The 15,980-nt window shown below is 66.6% G+C and carries 19 protein-coding genes; 18 read left to right on the top strand and 1 reads right to left on the bottom strand.

Translation table 11 applies throughout. From position 1 onward, the window contains the following. Nucleotides 1-9: 9 nt before the first annotated feature. Nucleotides 10-825: a type III secretion system regulator SuhB gene (gene suhB, locus H610_RS0112765; protein WP_028240036.1), complete on the bottom strand. Its 816-nt coding sequence runs from the start codon at nt 823-825 to the stop codon at nt 10-12. A 157-nt stretch (nt 826-982) separates the two neighbouring features. On the opposite strand from suhB, the gene trmJ reads away from it, so the two are divergent. From trmJ to bamB, 18 genes are all read left to right on the top strand, one after another. Beyond that, on the top strand, nt 983-1,756 hold the full coding sequence (trmJ, locus tag H610_RS0112760; protein ID WP_028240035.1) for a tRNA (cytosine(32)/uridine(32)-2'-O)-methyltransferase TrmJ: 774 nt from the start codon (nt 983-985) through the stop codon (nt 1,754-1,756). Further along, nucleotides 1,756-2,532, top strand: a complete 777-nt coding sequence (gene cysE / locus H610_RS0112755; RefSeq protein ID WP_028240034.1) for a serine O-acetyltransferase — start codon at nt 1,756-1,758, stop codon at nt 2,530-2,532. Before trmJ ends, cysE begins: the two co-directional genes overlap by 1 nt. A 178-nt stretch (nt 2,533-2,710) precedes the next feature. Further along, nucleotides 2,711-3,205, top strand: a complete 495-nt coding sequence (gene iscR, locus H610_RS0112750) for a Fe-S cluster assembly transcriptional regulator IscR (protein ID WP_028240033.1) — start codon at nt 2,711-2,713, stop codon at nt 3,203-3,205. 33 nt (nt 3,206-3,238) lie between these two features. Then, on the top strand, nt 3,239-4,453 hold the full coding sequence (locus H610_RS0112745; RefSeq protein WP_028240032.1) for an IscS subfamily cysteine desulfurase: 1,215 nt from the start codon (nt 3,239-3,241) through the stop codon (nt 4,451-4,453). Nucleotides 4,454-4,495: 42 nt separating this feature from the next. Further along, entirely contained in the window at nt 4,496-4,882 is a 387-nt protein-coding gene (iscU, locus tag H610_RS0112740; protein ID WP_028240031.1) for a Fe-S cluster assembly scaffold IscU, read from the top strand. A 10-nt stretch (nt 4,883-4,892) separates the two neighbouring features. After that, a complete protein-coding gene (iscA, locus tag H610_RS0112735; RefSeq protein WP_028240030.1) occupies nt 4,893-5,216 on the top strand; it encodes an iron-sulfur cluster assembly protein IscA in 324 nt (107 codons plus the stop codon). A 7-nt stretch (nt 5,217-5,223) separates the two neighbouring features. Continuing rightward, the gene (gene hscB, locus H610_RS0112730) at nt 5,224-5,745 is read left to right on the top strand and encodes a co-chaperone HscB (protein ID WP_028240029.1); all 522 of its coding nucleotides are present in this window, start codon (nt 5,224-5,226) and stop codon (nt 5,743-5,745) included. Between the two features lie 40 nt (nt 5,746-5,785). Then, nucleotides 5,786-7,648, top strand: coding sequence for a Fe-S protein assembly chaperone HscA (hscA, locus tag H610_RS0112725; RefSeq protein WP_028240028.1), 1,863 nt, complete (start codon nt 5,786-5,788; stop codon nt 7,646-7,648). Nucleotides 7,649-7,652: 4 nt separating this feature from the next. Further along, nucleotides 7,653-7,991 carry an ISC system 2Fe-2S type ferredoxin gene (fdx, locus tag H610_RS0112720; RefSeq protein WP_028240027.1) on the top strand — a complete coding sequence of 113 codons (339 nt, stop codon included), beginning with the start codon at nt 7,653-7,655 and terminating at the stop codon, nt 7,989-7,991. Nucleotides 7,992-8,005: 14 nt separating this feature from the next. Continuing rightward, nucleotides 8,006-8,206, top strand: coding sequence for a Fe-S cluster assembly protein IscX (gene iscX / locus H610_RS0112715; protein WP_028240026.1), 201 nt, complete (start codon nt 8,006-8,008; stop codon nt 8,204-8,206). A 103-nt stretch (nt 8,207-8,309) separates the two neighbouring features. Next, complete coding sequence (ndk, locus tag H610_RS0112710; protein WP_028240025.1) at nt 8,310-8,741, top strand: nucleoside-diphosphate kinase; 432 nt, start codon at nt 8,310-8,312, stop codon at nt 8,739-8,741. A 22-nt stretch (nt 8,742-8,763) separates the two neighbouring features. Beyond that, nucleotides 8,764-9,909, top strand: a complete 1,146-nt coding sequence (gene rlmN, locus H610_RS0112705; RefSeq protein WP_028240024.1) for a 23S rRNA (adenine(2503)-C(2))-methyltransferase RlmN — start codon at nt 8,764-8,766, stop codon at nt 9,907-9,909. Nucleotides 9,910-9,920: 11 nt separating this feature from the next. Further along, nucleotides 9,921-10,679 carry a type IV pilus biogenesis/stability protein PilW gene (pilW, locus tag H610_RS0112700; protein WP_028240023.1) on the top strand — a complete coding sequence of 253 codons (759 nt, stop codon included), beginning with the start codon at nt 9,921-9,923 and terminating at the stop codon, nt 10,677-10,679. Continuing rightward, complete coding sequence (locus tag H610_RS0112695) at nt 10,676-11,719, top strand: RodZ domain-containing protein (protein WP_028240022.1); 1,044 nt, start codon at nt 10,676-10,678, stop codon at nt 11,717-11,719. The genes pilW and H610_RS0112695 overlap by 4 nt, the downstream gene beginning before the upstream one ends. A 4-nt stretch (nt 11,720-11,723) precedes the next feature. Continuing rightward, complete coding sequence (gene ispG / locus H610_RS0112690) at nt 11,724-12,836, top strand: flavodoxin-dependent (E)-4-hydroxy-3-methylbut-2-enyl-diphosphate synthase (RefSeq protein WP_028240021.1); 1,113 nt, start codon at nt 11,724-11,726, stop codon at nt 12,834-12,836. 17 nt (nt 12,837-12,853) lie between these two features. Beyond that, nucleotides 12,854-14,170 carry a histidine--tRNA ligase gene (gene hisS / locus H610_RS0112685; RefSeq protein ID WP_028240020.1) on the top strand — a complete coding sequence of 439 codons (1,317 nt, stop codon included), beginning with the start codon at nt 12,854-12,856 and terminating at the stop codon, nt 14,168-14,170. 4 nt (nt 14,171-14,174) lie between these two features. Then, nucleotides 14,175-14,816, top strand: coding sequence for a tetratricopeptide repeat protein (locus tag H610_RS0112680; protein WP_028240019.1), 642 nt, complete (start codon nt 14,175-14,177; stop codon nt 14,814-14,816). Between the two features lie 5 nt (nt 14,817-14,821). Then, nucleotides 14,822-15,961, top strand: coding sequence for an outer membrane protein assembly factor BamB (gene bamB / locus H610_RS0112675; RefSeq protein WP_028240018.1), 1,140 nt, complete (start codon nt 14,822-14,824; stop codon nt 15,959-15,961). The last annotated feature ends 19 nt before the right edge of the window (nt 15,962-15,980 follow it).

Raw genomic sequence — 15,980 nt, 5'->3', positions numbered from 1 at the left:
GTCCGGCCGTCAGCGCTTGAGCGATGGCGTCAGGTGCGGCTGGATGGCCGTGAGGACGGCCTTGAAGCACTTGGTGTTGCCGGCGACGATCTGCCCCTTCTCGAGGAATTCGTGGCCGCCGGAGAAGTCGCTCACCAGGCCGCCGGCTTCCTGGATGATGAGGGCGCCGGCGGCCATGTCCCATTCCGACAGGCCGAATTCCCAGAAGGCGTCGTAGCGGCCGGCCGCGACGTAGGCCAGGTCCAGGCTGGCGGCCCCGGCGCGGCGCAGGCCGGCGGTCTGCCCGACCAGGCTGCGGAACATGCCCAGGTAGCTGTCCAGGTTGTCCAGCTGGTTGTCGCGGAACGGGAAGCCGGTGCCGAGCAGAGCGCCTTCCAGACCCTTGCGCGAACTGACGCGAATGCGGCGACCGTTCAGCGCGGCGCCACGGCCGCGGCTGGCGGTGAATTCCTCCTGCCGCACCGGGTCCAGCACCACGGCGTGCTCGAGACGGCCGCGGTACTTGCAAGCGATGCTCACCGCATAGTGGGGCACGCCGCGCAGGAAGTTGGTGGTGCCATCGAGCGGGTCGATGATCCATTGGTAATCCGCACCTTCGCCGCTGCCTTCGAGGGCACCGCCTTCCTCGCCGAGAATCGCGTGGTTGGGGTAGGCCTTGCGCAGCGCGTTGACGATGCTCTGCTCGGCCGCACGATCGACCTCGGACACGTAGTCCTTGGCTTCCTTCTCGTTGATCGAGATGACGTCCAGGCGCTCGGTTGAACGGACAATCAGTTCACCGGCGCTACGAGCGGCGCGCAGCGCTATATTCAGCATGGGCTGCATGGATCAGATACCTGGTCGGGACATAAAGCCGGCAATTCTAACAGAAAGCATTCGGGCATGAAGGCGCGGCTGATGCCTGACACGCATGTGCATGGCGGACGGCGGGGCCCTCCTGTAAGCTTCCGGGCCCATCTTTTTGCGGGGCAGGCGTTTCAGGGTGCTGGACAACATACGCGTCGTGCTGGTGAACACCAGCCATCCAGGCAACATCGGCGGTGCTGCGCGGGCCATGAAGAACATGGGGCTGTCGCGGCTGGTGCTGGTCGAGCCGGAGGATTTCCCAAGCAGCGAGGCGGTCGCCCGGGCGTCCGGTGCCACCGACGTGCTCGATTCGGCGCAGGTGGTGGGTACGCTGGAGGACGCGTTGGCCGGCTGCACGCTGGTGCTCGGTACCAGCGCGCGGGACCGCCGCATTCCCTGGCCGCTGGTCGACCCGCGCGAATGCGCCACGCTCGCGCTCGAGCAGGTGGCCCAGGATGGCGAGGTCGCGCTGGTGTTCGGCCGGGAATACGCGGGGCTGACCAACGAGGAGCTGCAGCGCTGCCAGTACCACGTGCACATTCCTTCCGATCCCGAGTTCGGCTCGCTGAACCTGGCCGCGGCGGTGCAGGTGCTGGTCTACGAGGTGCGCATGGCCTGGCTCGCGGGGCAGGGGCGGCCGACCAAGCGGGAGAAGCTCGAGACCACCGCCATGCTCAATGCCCAGCTGGCCACCGCCGACGAGCTCGAGCGCTACTATGAGCACCTCGAGCGGACCCTGGTCGAGATCGGTTTCCTCGACCCCGCGAAACCGCGCCACCTGATGTCCCGCCTGCGCCGGCTGTACGGCCGCGCGGCCGTTACCCGGCTGGAGATGAACATCCTGCGGGGCATCCTGACCGAAACACAGAAAGCCGTAGCCAGCCAGACGAACAAGCGGAGTGAAGATTGATGTTCGAGCGCATGCGCGAAGATATCCAGAGCGTGTTCCACCGTGACCCCGCTGCACGCAACGCCTTCGAGGTGCTGACGTGCTACCCGGGGCTGCACGCCATCTGGCTGCATCGCCTCTCGCATTGCCTGTGGGTGCGCGACTGGAAGTGGCTGGCGCGCATGTGCTCCAACTTCGGCCGCTGGATGACCGGCATCGAGATCCATCCGGGCGCCAGGATCGGCCGCCGCTTCTTCATCGACCATGGCCTGGGCATCGTGATCGGCGAAACGGCGGAGATCGGCGATGACGTCACCCTGTATCAGGGCGTGACCCTCGGCGGCACCAGCTGGAACAAGGGCAAGCGCCATCCGACGCTGGAAGACGGCGTCGTGGTCGGGGCCGGTGCCAAGGTGCTGGGCCCGTTCACCGTAGGCGCCGGAGCGAAAATCGGCTCCAACGCGGTGGTCACCAAGGCGGTGCCGGCCGGCGCGACCGCCGTGGGCATTCCCGGGCGGATCATCATCAAGGCCGATGACGAGCAGGAGGCCCGGCGCAAGGCGATCGCCGAGAAAATCGGCTTCGACGCCTACGGCGTCACCCAGGACATGCCCGACCCGGTGGCGCGCGCGATCGGCCAACTGCTCGATCACGTCCAGGCGGTCGAGGAGCGCCTGGAGGGCATGTGTGCAGCCTTGAAGGCGCTCGGCAGCGACTATTGCGCCAACGAGTTGCCGGAGCTGCGCGAGGAGGATTTCGCCGAAGTCAAGGACGACGGCCGCAGCGGCGCCCATTGATAGCCCGCTATCGGATCGCCTGCTATGATGCCGGGCGGCAAACCGCCATCGTTCGGCATCGCGGCTCGCTGCCGGCCGGTCCGAGCCAAACCTGAGTAAAACGATAGGTCTTATAGTTGATCTATTTACTCGGGAATTGCATAATCGCACCAAACCGAGAAGCAGCTGGTGCAAGCCGATGCGATTGACCACCAAGGGCCGTTACGCCGTTACCGCCATGCTCGACCTGGCCTTGCACGCCCAGCACGGGCCGGTATCGCTGGCGGACATCTCCGAGCGTCAGGGGATTTCGCTGTCCTACCTGGAGCAGTTGTTCGCCAAGCTCCGTCGCAACAGTCTGGTCACCAGTGTGCGGGGCCCCGGCGGCGGCTACCAGCTTTCCCGCGACATGAGCGGTATCCAGGTCGCACAGGTCATCGATGCGGTGAACGAGTCGGTGGATGCCACTCGCTGCCAGGGGCTGGGTGACTGCCACTCCGGCGACACTTGCCTGACGCACCACCTCTGGTGCGACCTGAGCCAACAGATTCACGAGTTTTTGAGTGGCATCAGCCTGGCCGACCTGGTCATGCGCCGCGAGGTGCAGGAGGTCGCGCTGCGGCAGGATCTGCGCCGCGCCAAGGGTGCCGGCGCGCCGGAGTTGGACAAGATCGAAGCGTCCGCCATCGACTGATGAGCAGGGCGACCGCCTGATAGGAGAGAACCGATGCAATTGCCGATTTATCTGGACTATTCCGCGACCACACCAGTCGATCCGCGCGTCGCCGAAAAAATGATCGAATGCCTGACCCGCGAGGGTAATTTCGGCAACGCCGCCTCGCGTTCCCACGTGTTCGGCTGGAAGGCCGAGGAGGCGGTCGAGAACGCTCGCCGCCAGGTGGCCGAGCTGATCAACGCCGACCCGCGCGAGATCGTCTGGACCTCGGGCGCCACCGAGTCCGACAACCTCGCCCTCAAGGGCGTCGCGCACTTCTATGCCTCCAAGGGCAAGCACATCGTCACCTCGAAGATCGAGCACAAGGCGATTCTCGACACCGCGCGGCAGCTCGAGCGCGAAGGGTTCGAAGTGACCTACCTGGAGCCCGGGCCGGACGGCCTGATCACGCCGGAGCTGGTCGAGGGCGCGCTGCGTGACGACACCATCCTGGTGTCGATCATGCACGTGAACAACGAGATCGGAACCGTCAACGACATCGCTGCCATCGGCGAGCTGACCCGTTCGCGCGGCATCCTGTTCCACGTCGATGCCGCCCAGTCCGCCGGCAAGACCGAGATCGACCTGGAGCGCATGAAGGTCGACCTGATGTCGTTCTCCGCGCACAAGGTGTACGGCCCTAAAGGCGTAGGCGCGCTCTACGTGCGCCGTAAACCGCGCGTGCGCCTCGAGGCGCAGATACATGGTGGCGGCCATGAGCGCGGCATGCGCTCCGGCACCCTGGCGACTCACCAGCTGGTCGGCATGGGCGAGGCCTTCCACATCGCGAAGAACGAGATGGCCGCGGAGAACGAGCGCATCCGCGCCCTGCGCGATCGCTTCTACAAGCAGGTCGAGCACCTGGAAGAGCTCTACGTCAACGGCAGCATGACCGCGCGCGTGCCGCACAACCTGAACCTCAGCTTCAACTACGTGGAAGGCGAGTCGCTGATCATGGCGCTCAAGGACCTCGCGGTGTCGTCCGGCTCCGCTTGCACCTCGGCGTCGCTCGAGCCTTCCTACGTATTGCGCGCGCTGGGACGCAACGACGAACTCGCGCACAGCTCCATCCGCTTCACCTTCGGTCGCTTCACCACCGAGGAAGATGTCGATTACGCAGCTCAGAAGATCTGCGAGGCGGTCAGCAAGCTGCGTGAACTTTCGCCCCTGTGGGACATGTACAAGGACGGGATCGACATTTCGCAGGTCGAGTGGCAAGCGCACTGACCCGGGTCGGAACCGTCAAGCCTGACAGAAGAGGAATGCACCATGGCATACAGTGACAAGGTCATCGACCACTACGAAAATCCGCGCAACGTCGGCAAGTTCGATGCCCAGGACCCGAACATCGGCACCGGCATGGTCGGCGCGCCGGCCTGTGGCGACGTCATGCGCCTGCAGATCAAGGTTAACGAGCAGGGCATCATCGAAGACGCCAAGTTCAAGACCTACGGCTGCGGTTCCGCCATCGCCTCCAGCTCCCTCGCCACCGAGTGGATGAAGGGCAAGACGCTGGAAGAGGCCGAGACGATCAAGAATACCCAGCTGGCCGAAGAACTCGCCCTGCCGCCGGTGAAGATCCACTGCTCGGTGCTCGCCGAGGATGCGATCAAGGCCGCGGTGCGCGACTACCGGGCCAAGAAAGGACTGCTTTGAGGAGGTGTCGATGGCTATCACCATGACGCCGGCCGCGGCCCAACATGTGCGCCGGTCGCTCGAAGGGCGTGGCAAGGGCGAGGGCATCCGCCTGGGCGTGCGAACCACCGGCTGCTCCGGGCTGGCCTACGTGCTCGAGTTCGTCGACGAAGCGGCGAGCGAGGACATGGTGTTCGAGAGCCACGGCGTGAAGGTGGTCATCGACCCGAAGAGCCTGGTGTACCTCGACGGCACTGAGCTGGACTTCGTCCGCGAAGGGCTCAACGAGGGCTTCAAGTTCAACAACCCCAACGTTCGTGGCGAGTGCGGTTGCGGCGAAAGCTTCAACGTCTGAGGTGATCGTGGGCGTTCCCTGTCATTTCGCGCTGTTCGACCTGAAGCCGGATTTCCGGGTGGACGAACAGCAGCTTGCCAGCCGCTACCGCGAGCTGGCGCGCGCCGTTCATCCCGACCGCTTCGCCGACGCCTCCGCACAGGAGCAGCGGCATGCGGTCGAGCAGTCGGCCAACCTGAACGAGGCCTACCAGACCCTGCGCGACCCGACGCGTCGCGCCCGCTACCTGCTCAGCCTGGATGGCGCCGAGCTGCCGCTGGAAACCACCGTGCAGGACCCCGATTTCCTCATGCAGCAGCTGCAATGGCGCGAGGAACTCGAGGACCTGCAGGATCAGGCGGACCTGGCCGGCGTGGCGACCTTCAAGTCGCGGCTGAAGCAGGCGCAGCATGCGCTCAACGACGAATTCGCGGCGGTCTGGAAGGATGCCGCGCGGCGCGAGGAGGCCGAGCGGCTGGTGCGGCGCATGCAGTTCCTGGACAAGCTATCTCACGAGGTGCGGCAGTTGGAAGAGCGCCTCGACGACTAATAACCCGCGCGGTCTCCGCCGTGCCTGATATCAGACTCACATGGCCTTACTCCAGATTGCCGAACCGGGACAGAGCCCCCAGCCGCACCAGCGCAAGCTCGCGGTGGGGATCGACCTGGGCACAACCAACTCGCTGGTCGCTGCGGTGCGCAGCGGCGTCGCCGAAACCCTGCCGGACCTGCATGGGGAGGTGATACTGCCCTCGGCGGTGCGCTACCACGCCGACCGCACCCAGGTCGGCGTCGATGCGAAGGCGGCCGGTGCCGCAGATCCGTTGAATACCGTCGTTTCCGTCAAGCGTCTGATGGGCCGCGGTCTCGGCGATGTCAAGCAGCTCGGCGAGCAGCTTCCCTACCGCTTCAGCGCCGGCGAGTCCGACATGCCGTTCATCGAGACGGTGCAGGGCCGCAAGAGCCCGGTGGAAGTGTCGGCGGACATTCTCAAGGTGCTGCGCGAGCGCGCCGAGGCGACCCTGGGCGGGGAGCTGGTCGGCGCCGTGATTACCGTGCCGGCCTATTTCGACGATGCGCAGCGCCAGGCGACCAAAGATGCCGCGCGGCTGGCGGGGCTGAACGTGCTGCGTCTGCTCAACGAGCCGACTGCGGCGGCCGTGGCCTATGGCCTGGATCGTCAGGCCGAAGGGTTGGTGGCGATCTACGACCTGGGTGGCGGCACCTTCGACATTTCCATCCTGCGGCTCTCCAAAGGCGTGTTCGAAGTGCTCGCCACCGGCGGCGACAGCGCCCTCGGCGGTGACGATTTCGACCATGCCATTGCCGGCTGGATACTCGCGCAGGCCGGTGTGCCGGTGGACCTCGACCCGGCCGCGCAGCGCGCCGTACTGCAGGTGGCCTGCGACGCCAAGGAGCGCCTGACCGATGCGCAGGCGGTCGAGGTCGCCTACGGCGGCTGGAGGGGCACGCTGGATCGGGCCACCTTCGAGCGTCTGATCGATCCGCTGGTGGCGCGCAGCCTCAAGGCCTGCCGGCGCGCGGTTCGCGATTCGGGCGTCGAGCTCGAGGAGATCGGTGCCGTGGTGATGGTCGGCGGTTCCACTCGCGTGCCGCGGGTGCGCGAGCAGGTGGCCCAGCTGTTCGGTCGCGAGCCGCTGACCGACATCGACCCCGACCGGGTCGTGGCGATCGGCGCGGCGCTGCAGGCGGATACGCTGGCGGGCAACAATCGCGGCGAGGACGAACTGCTGCTGCTGGACGTGATTCCGCTTTCGCTCGGCCTGGAAACCATGGGCGGGCTGATGGAGAAGATCATTCCGCGCAACACCACCATCCCGGTGGCGCGTGCGCAGGACTTCACCACCTACCGCGACGGCCAGGCGGCAATGATGATCCACGTCCTGCAGGGTGAGCGCGAACTGGTCGCCGACTGCCGGTCGCTGGCTCGTTTCGAGCTGCGCGGCATCCCGCCGATGGTGGCCGGGGCGGCGAAGATCCGCGTGACCTTCCAGGTCGACGCGGACGGCCTGCTCAGCGTCTCCGCACGTGAAATCGCCTCGGGCGTCGAAGCCAGCATCCAGGTCAAACCGTCCTACGGGCTGACCGATCACGAGATCGCCGGCATGCTCGAGGACTCCTTCCGCAGCGCCGGCAGCGACAAGGCCGCGCGCGCGCTTCGCGAGCAGCAGGTCGACGCGGCACGGCTGATCGAGGCGGTCGAATCCGCCCTGGCCGCCGACGGCGACCGGCTGCTCGATGGCGAGGAGCGTGCGGCGATCGAAATGCAGGTCGAGGCGTTGCGCGCCTGCCTCGACGCGGCCGATGCCGCGGCCATCGAACAGCAAACCCGGCTGTTAAGCCAGATCACCGACGCCTTCGCGGCCCGCCGGATGGACGCGTCCGTCAAGGCGGCGCTGGCCGGGCGCCGGCTCAACGAACTCGAGGATTGACCGAATGCCGCAGCTGATTTTCCTGCCCCATGCCGAACATTGCCCGGAAGGGGCGGTCATCGAGGCCGAAGAGGGCGAGACGGTACTCGACGCGGCGCTGCGCAACGGCATCGACATCGAGCATGCCTGCGAGAAGTCCTGCGCCTGCACCACCTGCCACGTGGTCATCCGCGAGGGCTTCGAGTCGCTCGAGCCATCCGACGAACTCGAGGACGACATGCTCGACAAGGCCTGGGGGCTGGAGCCGAACTCGCGGCTTTCCTGCCAGGCGGTGGTCGCCGACAGCGACCTGGTCGTCGAAATTCCGCGTTACACCATCAACCAGGTGTCCGAAGGGCATTGAGCAAGGAGCGGCAGATGGGGCTCAAGTGGGCTGACGTTCAGGAAATCGCCATCCAGCTGGCCGACGGCAGGCCGGAGGCGGACCCGCGTTACGTGAACTTCGTCGATCTGCACCGCTGGGTCGTTTCGTTGCCCGAATTCGACGACGATCCGGCCCGCGGGGGCGAGAAGGTGCTGGAGGCCATCCAGGCGGCCTGGATCGAAGAGGCCGACTGAGTCGGCTATCCGCCGAACCGGGCGCCTTATGTTTTTGACCGTAACCCGCGTATAATCCGCGGGTTTAATTTTCGCTATAACTTTCCGATTCTGGAGCTTTTTCATGGCTGTCGAACGTACTCTTTCCATCATCAAGCCGGACGCCGTTTCGAAGAACGTCATCGGTGAAATCCTGACCCGCTTCGAAAAGGCCGGCCTGCGGGTGGTGGCCTCGAAAATGCTGCAGCTGTCCGAGCGTGAAGCGGGCGGTTTCTATGCCGAGCACAAGGAGCGTCCCTTCTACAAGGATCTGGTTGCCTTCATGACCTCCGGTCCGGTCGTCGTCCAGGTGCTGGAAGGCGAGGGCGCGATCGCCAAGAACCGCGAGCTGATGGGCGCCACCGATCCGAAGAAGGCCGACGCCGGCACCATTCGCGCCGACTTCGCCGTGTCGATCGACGAGAACGCCGTGCACGGTTCCGATTCCGAGGCCTCGGCCGCACGCGAGATCGCCTACTTCTTCGCCGCTACCGAAGTGTGCGCACGTATTCGCTGATATCCGAGCGAAGGTGAATCCAATGAACGAAACGACCGGCAAGGTAAATCTCCTGGGCCTGACCCAGCCGCAGCTGGAGGCCTTCTTCGAGCAGATCGGGGAAAAGCGCTTCCGTGCCGGTCAAGTGATGAAGTGGATTCACCACTTCGGGGTCGACGATTTCGACGCGATGACCAACATCGGCAAGGCGCTTCGCGAGAAGCTCAAGGCCCGTGCGGAAATACGCGGTCCGGAAATCGTCTCCGAAGACATTTCCAGCGACGGCACGCGCAAGTGGGTGGTGCGCGTGGCGTCCGGCAGCTGCGTCGAAACCGTGTACATCCCGCAGGGCGGGCGCGGCACGCTGTGCGTGTCGTCCCAGGCGGGCTGCGCGCTGGACTGCAGCTTCTGCTCGACCGGCAAGCAGGGCTTCAACAGCAACCTCACCGCGGCCGAGGTGATCGGTCAGGTGTGGATCGCCAACAAGTCCTTCGGCACCGTACCGGCCAAGATCGACCGCGCCATCACCAACGTGGTGATGATGGGCATGGGCGAGCCGCTGCTCAATTTCGACAACGTGGTCGCGGCCATGCAGATCATGATGGACGACCTGGGCTACGGCATTTCCAAGCGCAAGGTCACGCTGTCGACGTCCGGCGTCGTGCCGATGATCGACGAACTGGCCAAGGTCATCGACGTGTCGCTGGCACTCTCGCTGCACGCGCCGAACGACGAGCTGCGCAACGAGCTGGTGCCGATCAACCGCAAGTATCCGCTCGAGGTGCTGCTGGCGGCCTGCCAGCGGTACATCTCGCGTCTGGGCGAGAAGCGTGTGCTGACCATCGAGTATACCCTGCTCAGGGGCGTGAACGACCAGCCCGAGCACGCCGCGCAGATGATCGAGTTGCTGGCGGACATCCCCTGCAAGATCAACCTGATTCCGTTCAACCCCTTCCCCCATTCGGGGTACGAACGGCCGAGCAACAACGCGATCCGGCGCTTCCAGGACATCCTGCACAAGGCCGGACACAACGTGACGGTAAGAACCACTCGAGGCGAGGACATCGACGCCGCCTGTGGGCAGCTGGTGGGCCAGGTGCTCGACCGTACCCGCCGTAGCGAGCGCTACATCGCGGTGCGCCAGTTGCAGGCCGAGCCGGCAGGCACGCCGGGCCTCGAGCGTTCCTGACGGAGGGATCCATGATTTCGCGCGCCGCGCTCTTTCTCGTATGTGCCGCCTTGCTGGCCGGTTGCGTTTCCTCGGGCAACGTCGACCGCATGAAAACGGCCGAGGGCCGCAATGAGGCGCGGGACGCCTACATCAAGCTTGGCCTCGGCTACGTCCAGCAGGGCACGCCGGAGCGGGCGAAGATTCCGCTGAAAAAGGCGCTGGAGCTCGATCCGTCCAGTGCCGACGCCCATGCGGCGCTCGCCTACGTGTTCCAGACCGAGATGGAGCACGACCTGGCCGACCAGCACTACCGTGCGGCGCTGTCGGCTCGCAACGACGCGCGCATCCTCAACAACTACGGTAGCTTCCTGTTCGAGCGGGGGCGCTACGAGGAGGCCCTGGAGCGTTTCCGCCAGGCTTCGGCGGACACCCTCTACAGCGAGCGCTCGCGCGTGTTCGAGAACCTGGGGCGCACGGCGCTCCAGCTCGGCCGCCGGGAAGAGGCGCGAGACTATTTCGCCCGCGCGCTCCGACTCAACGGGCGCCAGCCCAGTACCCTGCTGGAACTGGCGGTGCTGGCCTACGAGGTCCAGCAGTACGTGCCGGCGCGCGAGTACTACCAGCGTTTCAGCAAGCTGTCCGCGCAGAATGCCCGCAGCCTGCTGCTCGGTGCCCGGCTGGCGACCATTTTCGATGATCGCGACCAGGCCGCGAGTCTCGGCCTTCAACTGAAGCGACTGTATCCGGCGTCCGCCGAGTACAAGCAATATCTTTCGGAGCAACGATGAAAACGCCTTCATCCGAGCATGCCGCCCCGATTCGGACCAACCCCGGCGAGACGCTGCGTGATGCGCGCGAGAGCAGGGGGCTGTCGCTGGCGACCGTCGCGCAGCAACTGAACCTGTCGGAGCGTTCGCTCAGCCAGATCGAGGCGGGCGATTTCTCGCAGATGCCCGGGCACACCTTCGCGCGCGGCTACGTCCGAGCCTACGCCAAGCTGCTCGAACTGGACCAGGCCCGTCTCGTCGCCGAGTTCGACCAGTACACCGGGACCAACGCGGCCGGTGCCAGCGTGCACAGCCTCGGCCGCATCGAGGAGCCCGTGCGGCTGTCCCACAGCGTGCTGCGCTTCTTCACTTTCATCCTGCTGGTGGTGCTGGCGGTGGCCGGCTTCCTCTGGTGGCAGGACCAGCCCGCGCGGCAGGCGAGCGAGCCGGTGGCGATCGAGCACATCGAGGTGGAGGGGGCCGACGGCACCACGCAGATCCACGCGCTCGACCTTCCCGAGGACCAGGCCGCTGCCGAAGGGCAGGGCCCGGATCCGCTGACGCCGCCGCTGGTGCCCGAGCCGGGCGCCGAAGGCGACGAGGACGCCGCGTCCGCCATGGCGATGCCCGAGGGCAGCGAAGAAAATCCCGTCGCAGCCGCCCCGGGCGAGGCGCCCGTGGCGCCGGATGTCGCGCAGGACCAGGCCCCGCCCGCCGACGCCTCGCCGGCCGCCCAGCAGGGCGAGCCCGCACTGACGCAGGCGCCGGCCACGGAACAGGCCGCAGCCGCGCCGGCAGCGGAGGCCGCGCCCGAGGCCGGCCAGGCCCGGCTTTCGATGAATTTCACCGCGGACTGCTGGGTGCGCATCGTCGACGCCAGCGGCGAGGTCCTGCTCGGGCGCCTGGTTCGCCAGGGCGCCAGTCACGCGGTCACCGGGCAGCCGCCGCTGGACGTGCACCTGGGCTACGCGCCGGGCGTGCAGATGAGCTTCAATGGCGAGCCCGTCAACCTGACTCAGTACACGCGCGGCCAGACGGCGCGTTTCAAGCTTGGACAGTGAGACCATGCATTCCGAATCCCCCATCAAGCGGCGCGTTTCGCGCAAGATCTGGGTAGGCAGCGTGCCGGTCGGCGGGGATGCGCCCATCGCCGTGCAGAGCATGACCAATACCGAGACCTGCGACGTGGCCGCCACCGTCGCGCAGATCCGCAGACTGCAGGACGCCGGCGCCGACATCGTGCGCGTCTCGGTCCCTTCCCTGGAGGCGGCCGAAGCCTTCGGCGAGATCAAGCGGCAGGTGCAGCTGCCGCTGGTCGCCGACATCCATTTCGATTACCAGATCGCCCTGCGCGTGGCCGAACTCGGCGTCGACTGCCTGCGCATCAATCCCGGCAACATCGGCCGCGAGGATCGCGTACGGGCGGTGGTCGAGGCGGCTCGCGACAAGGGCATTCCGATCCGCATCGGGGTCAATGCCGGGTCGCTGGAGAAGGACCTGCAGAAGAAGTACGGCGAGCCGACCCCCGAGGCGCTGGTGGAATCCGCGCTGCGCCATGTCGAGCACCTCGACCGGCTGAATTTCCCGGACTTCAAGGTCAGCGTGAAGGCCTCGGACGTGTTCATGGCGGTCGAGGCCTACCGGTTGCTGGCCAGGCAGATCGAGCAGCCCCTGCACCTGGGCATTACCGAAGCCGGCGGGCTGCGTTCCGGCACCGTGAAGTCGGCGGTCGGCCTCGGCATGCTGCTCGCCGAGGGCATCGGCGACACCATCCGGATTTCCCTCGCCGCCGATCCGGTGGAGGAAATCAAGGTCGGTTTCGACATCCTCAAGTCGCTGCACCTGCGTTCGCGCGGGATCAACTTCATCGCCTGCCCCAGCTGCTCGCGGCAGAACTTCGACGTGGTCAAGACCATGAACGAGCTCGAGGGGCGCCTGGACGACCTGCTTGTGCCGCTCGACGTGGCGGTGATCGGCTGCGTGGTCAACGGGCCCGGCGAAGCCAAGGAAGCGCATATCGGCCTGACCGGCGGCACGCCGAACAACCTGGTGTACATCGACGGCAAGCCGGCGCAGAAGCTGACCAACGAGAACCTGGTCGACCAGCTCGAATCGCTGATTCGCCGCAAAGCCGCGGAAAAGGCCGAAGCCGACGCGGCGCTCATCGCCCGCAGCTGACCCAATAAGGAATTCACTTGAGCAAGACGTTGCAAGCCATCCGCGGGATGAACGACATCCTGCCCGGGCAGACCCCGGTGTGGCGCTACCTGGAAAACACCTTCGCCGAACTGCTCGAGGGTTATGGTTATCAGGAGATCCGCCTGCCGATCCTCGAGTTCACCGAACTGTTCGCGCGCGGCATCGGAGAAGGCACCGACGTGGTCGACAAGGAGATGTACACCTTCCGCGACCGCAACGAGGAATCGCTGACCCTGCGTCCGGAAGGCACGGCCGGCTGCGTGCGCGCGGTGCTGGAACACGGCCTGACTGGCGGCGGCCAGGTGCAGAAGCTGTGGTACGCCGGCCCGATGTTCCGCTACGAGAAGCCGCAGAAGGGACGCTACCGGCAGTTCCACCAGATCGGCGTCGAGGTGTTCAACCTGCCGGGACCGGATGTCGACGCCGAGCTCATCGCACTGACCGCGCGCCTGTGGCGCCGGCTCGGCGTGGCCGATGCGGTGTCGCTGCAATTGAACAGCCTCGGTTCCAGCGAGGCGCGGGCGCGCTACCGCGACGCCCTGGTCGACTACCTGCAGCAGCGTTTCGAGCAACTCGATGAGGACAGCCAGCGCCGCCTGACCACCAATCCGCTGCGCATCCTCGACAGCAAGAATGCGCAAACCCAGGCGCTGCTGGCGGGCGCACCGGTGCTCTCGGATTTCCTCGACGAGGAGTCGCGGCTGCACTTCGAGGGGCTCAGGAACCGCCTCGACGCCATGGGCATCGCCTACCAGATCAACACGGGGCTGGTGCGCGGGCTCGACTACTACGGACGCACGGTGTTCGAGTGGGTCACCGACCGCCTGGGCGCCCAGGGCACCGTGTGTGGCGGCGGCCGCTACGACGGCCTGGTCGGCCAGTTCGGCGGCAAGCCGACGCCGAGCGTGGGCTTCGCCATGGGCATCGAGCGGCTGGTGCTGCTGCTGGAAACCCTGGCGGTGGTGCCCGAGACCCTCGAGCAGCCGGCACATGCCTACATCTGTGCCTTCGGCGAAGCCGCCGAGCTCGCGGCCGTGACCCTGGCCGAGCGCTTGCGCGACGCGCTGCCGGGGCTGCGCCTGCTGGTCAACGCCGGGGGCGGCAGTTTCAAGAGCCAGTTCAAGAAGGCCGACAAGAGCGGGGCGCGCTTCGCGCTCATTCTCGGAGAGGACGAACTGGCGGCACGCGTGGTAGGTTGCAAGCCGCTTCGCGAGGACGGCGAGCAGCAGAGCATCGCCTGGGACGCTCTTGCCGAGCGTCTGTCCGCCTGCGTGGAGCAGGCACAACACAACGCATGCATGGGAAAGGAGTGACGAGGTGACCTCGGCGACCGAAGACGAACAACTGGCGCAACTCAGGGAGTTCTGGCAGCGCAGTGGCAAGCCGCTGGTGGCCGGTGCGGTGCTCGCGCTCGCCGCGGTGGTCGGCTGGCAGGCCTGGAAGAGCCATGAAACGAATCAGGCGCAGAACGCCTCGGCGCTCTATCAGCAGCTGCTGACCCAGGTGCTCAGCACCGCCGAGCCCGACCGTGCGGAGATCGCCCGGCTCGGCGGCGAGCTGACGAAGAGCTATGGCGGCAGCGACTATGCGCAGTACGCGCGCCTGTTCCTGGCGAAGGTAGCGGTGGAGGCGGGCGAGCCCGCGGACGCCGTGACCGAGCTGCGCGCAGTGCTGGACGATCCGGCCAGCGAGACGCTGGGCGAGCTGGCTCGCCAGCGCCTGGCGCGGGTGCTCGCGGCGCAGGACAAGGCCGACGAAGGCTTGGCGCTGCTCGATGGCGAGGCGCCGGCCTCCTTTGCCGCCGGCCGGGAGGAGCTCAAGGGCGACCTGCTGGTCCAGCTCGGGCGCCTGGACGAAGCCCATGCCGCCTACACCCGGGCGAAGGAACGGCTTTCGCCAGACGCCGCCGTCGGCGGTCTGCAGCTCAAGCTCGACGATCTGGCGCGGGGAGACGCATGAACGTGATGCAGTGGAAGAATGCGGCGCTGCTGGCGCTGGCGCTGTTGGTGGTCGGCTGTAGCAGCAATTCTTCGAAGGAGCCGGAGCCTGCCGAGCTGGTGGACTTCAAGCCCGAGGTGGTGCTGGACAAGCAGTGGAGCCGCTCGATCGGCGAAGGGCAGGGAGAGACCTACAACCTGCTGACACCGGTGGTATACGGCGGCCAGATCTATGCCGCCGACGTCGAGGGCCTGGTGCTCTCGATGGACCGCGAGACCGGCAAGGTCAACTGGAAGACCGAACTGGACGTGCGAGTGTCCGGCGGCGTCGGGGCCGGCTACGGCCTGGTGCTGGTCGGCACGCTCAACGGGGCGGTGATTGCCCTCGACGTCGAAAGCGGCGAGGAGCGCTGGCGAGCCAACGTCCGCAGCGAAGTGCTGTCGGCGCCGGCGATCAACGGCGACATCGTGCTGGTGCAGACGCAGGACGACAACCTGGTGGCGCTCGAAGCCGACACCGGCGCGCAGCGCTGGCGCTACGAGAACTCGCCGGCGGTGCTGACCCTGCGTGGTACCGGTGCCCCGTTGCTGACCAACCAGCTGGCTATCGCCGGGCTGTCGACCGGCCGCGTGATCGCGGTGGACACCCGTCGCGGCCTGCCGATCTGGGATCAGCGGGTGGCCATTCCGCAGGGGCGTTCGGAACTCGAGCGGGTCGTGGACATCGACGGCGGCCTGCTGATGTCCGGCGGCAAGCTCTACGTGGTGACTTACCAGGGGCGTGCCGCGGTGCTCGACCTGGAAAGCGGCCGCGTGCTCTGGCAGCGCGACGCATCCAGCGCCTCGGGCGTGGCGCTGGGCTATGGCAGCGTCTACCTGAGCCTGGCCAACGGTACCGTGCAGGGCATCGACGAGCGTTCCAACACCGTGCTGTGGAGCAACGACCAGCTGGCCCGCCGCGAACTGTCGGCGCCGGAAGTGTTCTCCAGCTATGTCGTGGTGGGCGACCGCCAGGGCTATCTCCACCTGCTGAGCCAGGTGGACGGCCGTTTCGTGGGGCGGACCCGGATTGACAGTTCCGGCATCCGCGCACGGCCGGTGGTGGAAGGCGACTGGCTCTACGTCTACGCCAACGACGGCAGCCTGGTCGCCATGACCATCCGCTGACCGGGCGCCCCGACAGCAT

The sequence above is a fragment of the Stutzerimonas azotifigens DSM 17556 genome (assembly GCF_000425625.1).
Classification (GTDB): domain Bacteria; phylum Pseudomonadota; class Gammaproteobacteria; order Pseudomonadales; family Pseudomonadaceae; genus Stutzerimonas; species Stutzerimonas azotifigens.
Note: the sequence above shows the minus strand (reverse complement) of the source record. Positions and strands in the feature narration are given on the sequence as shown.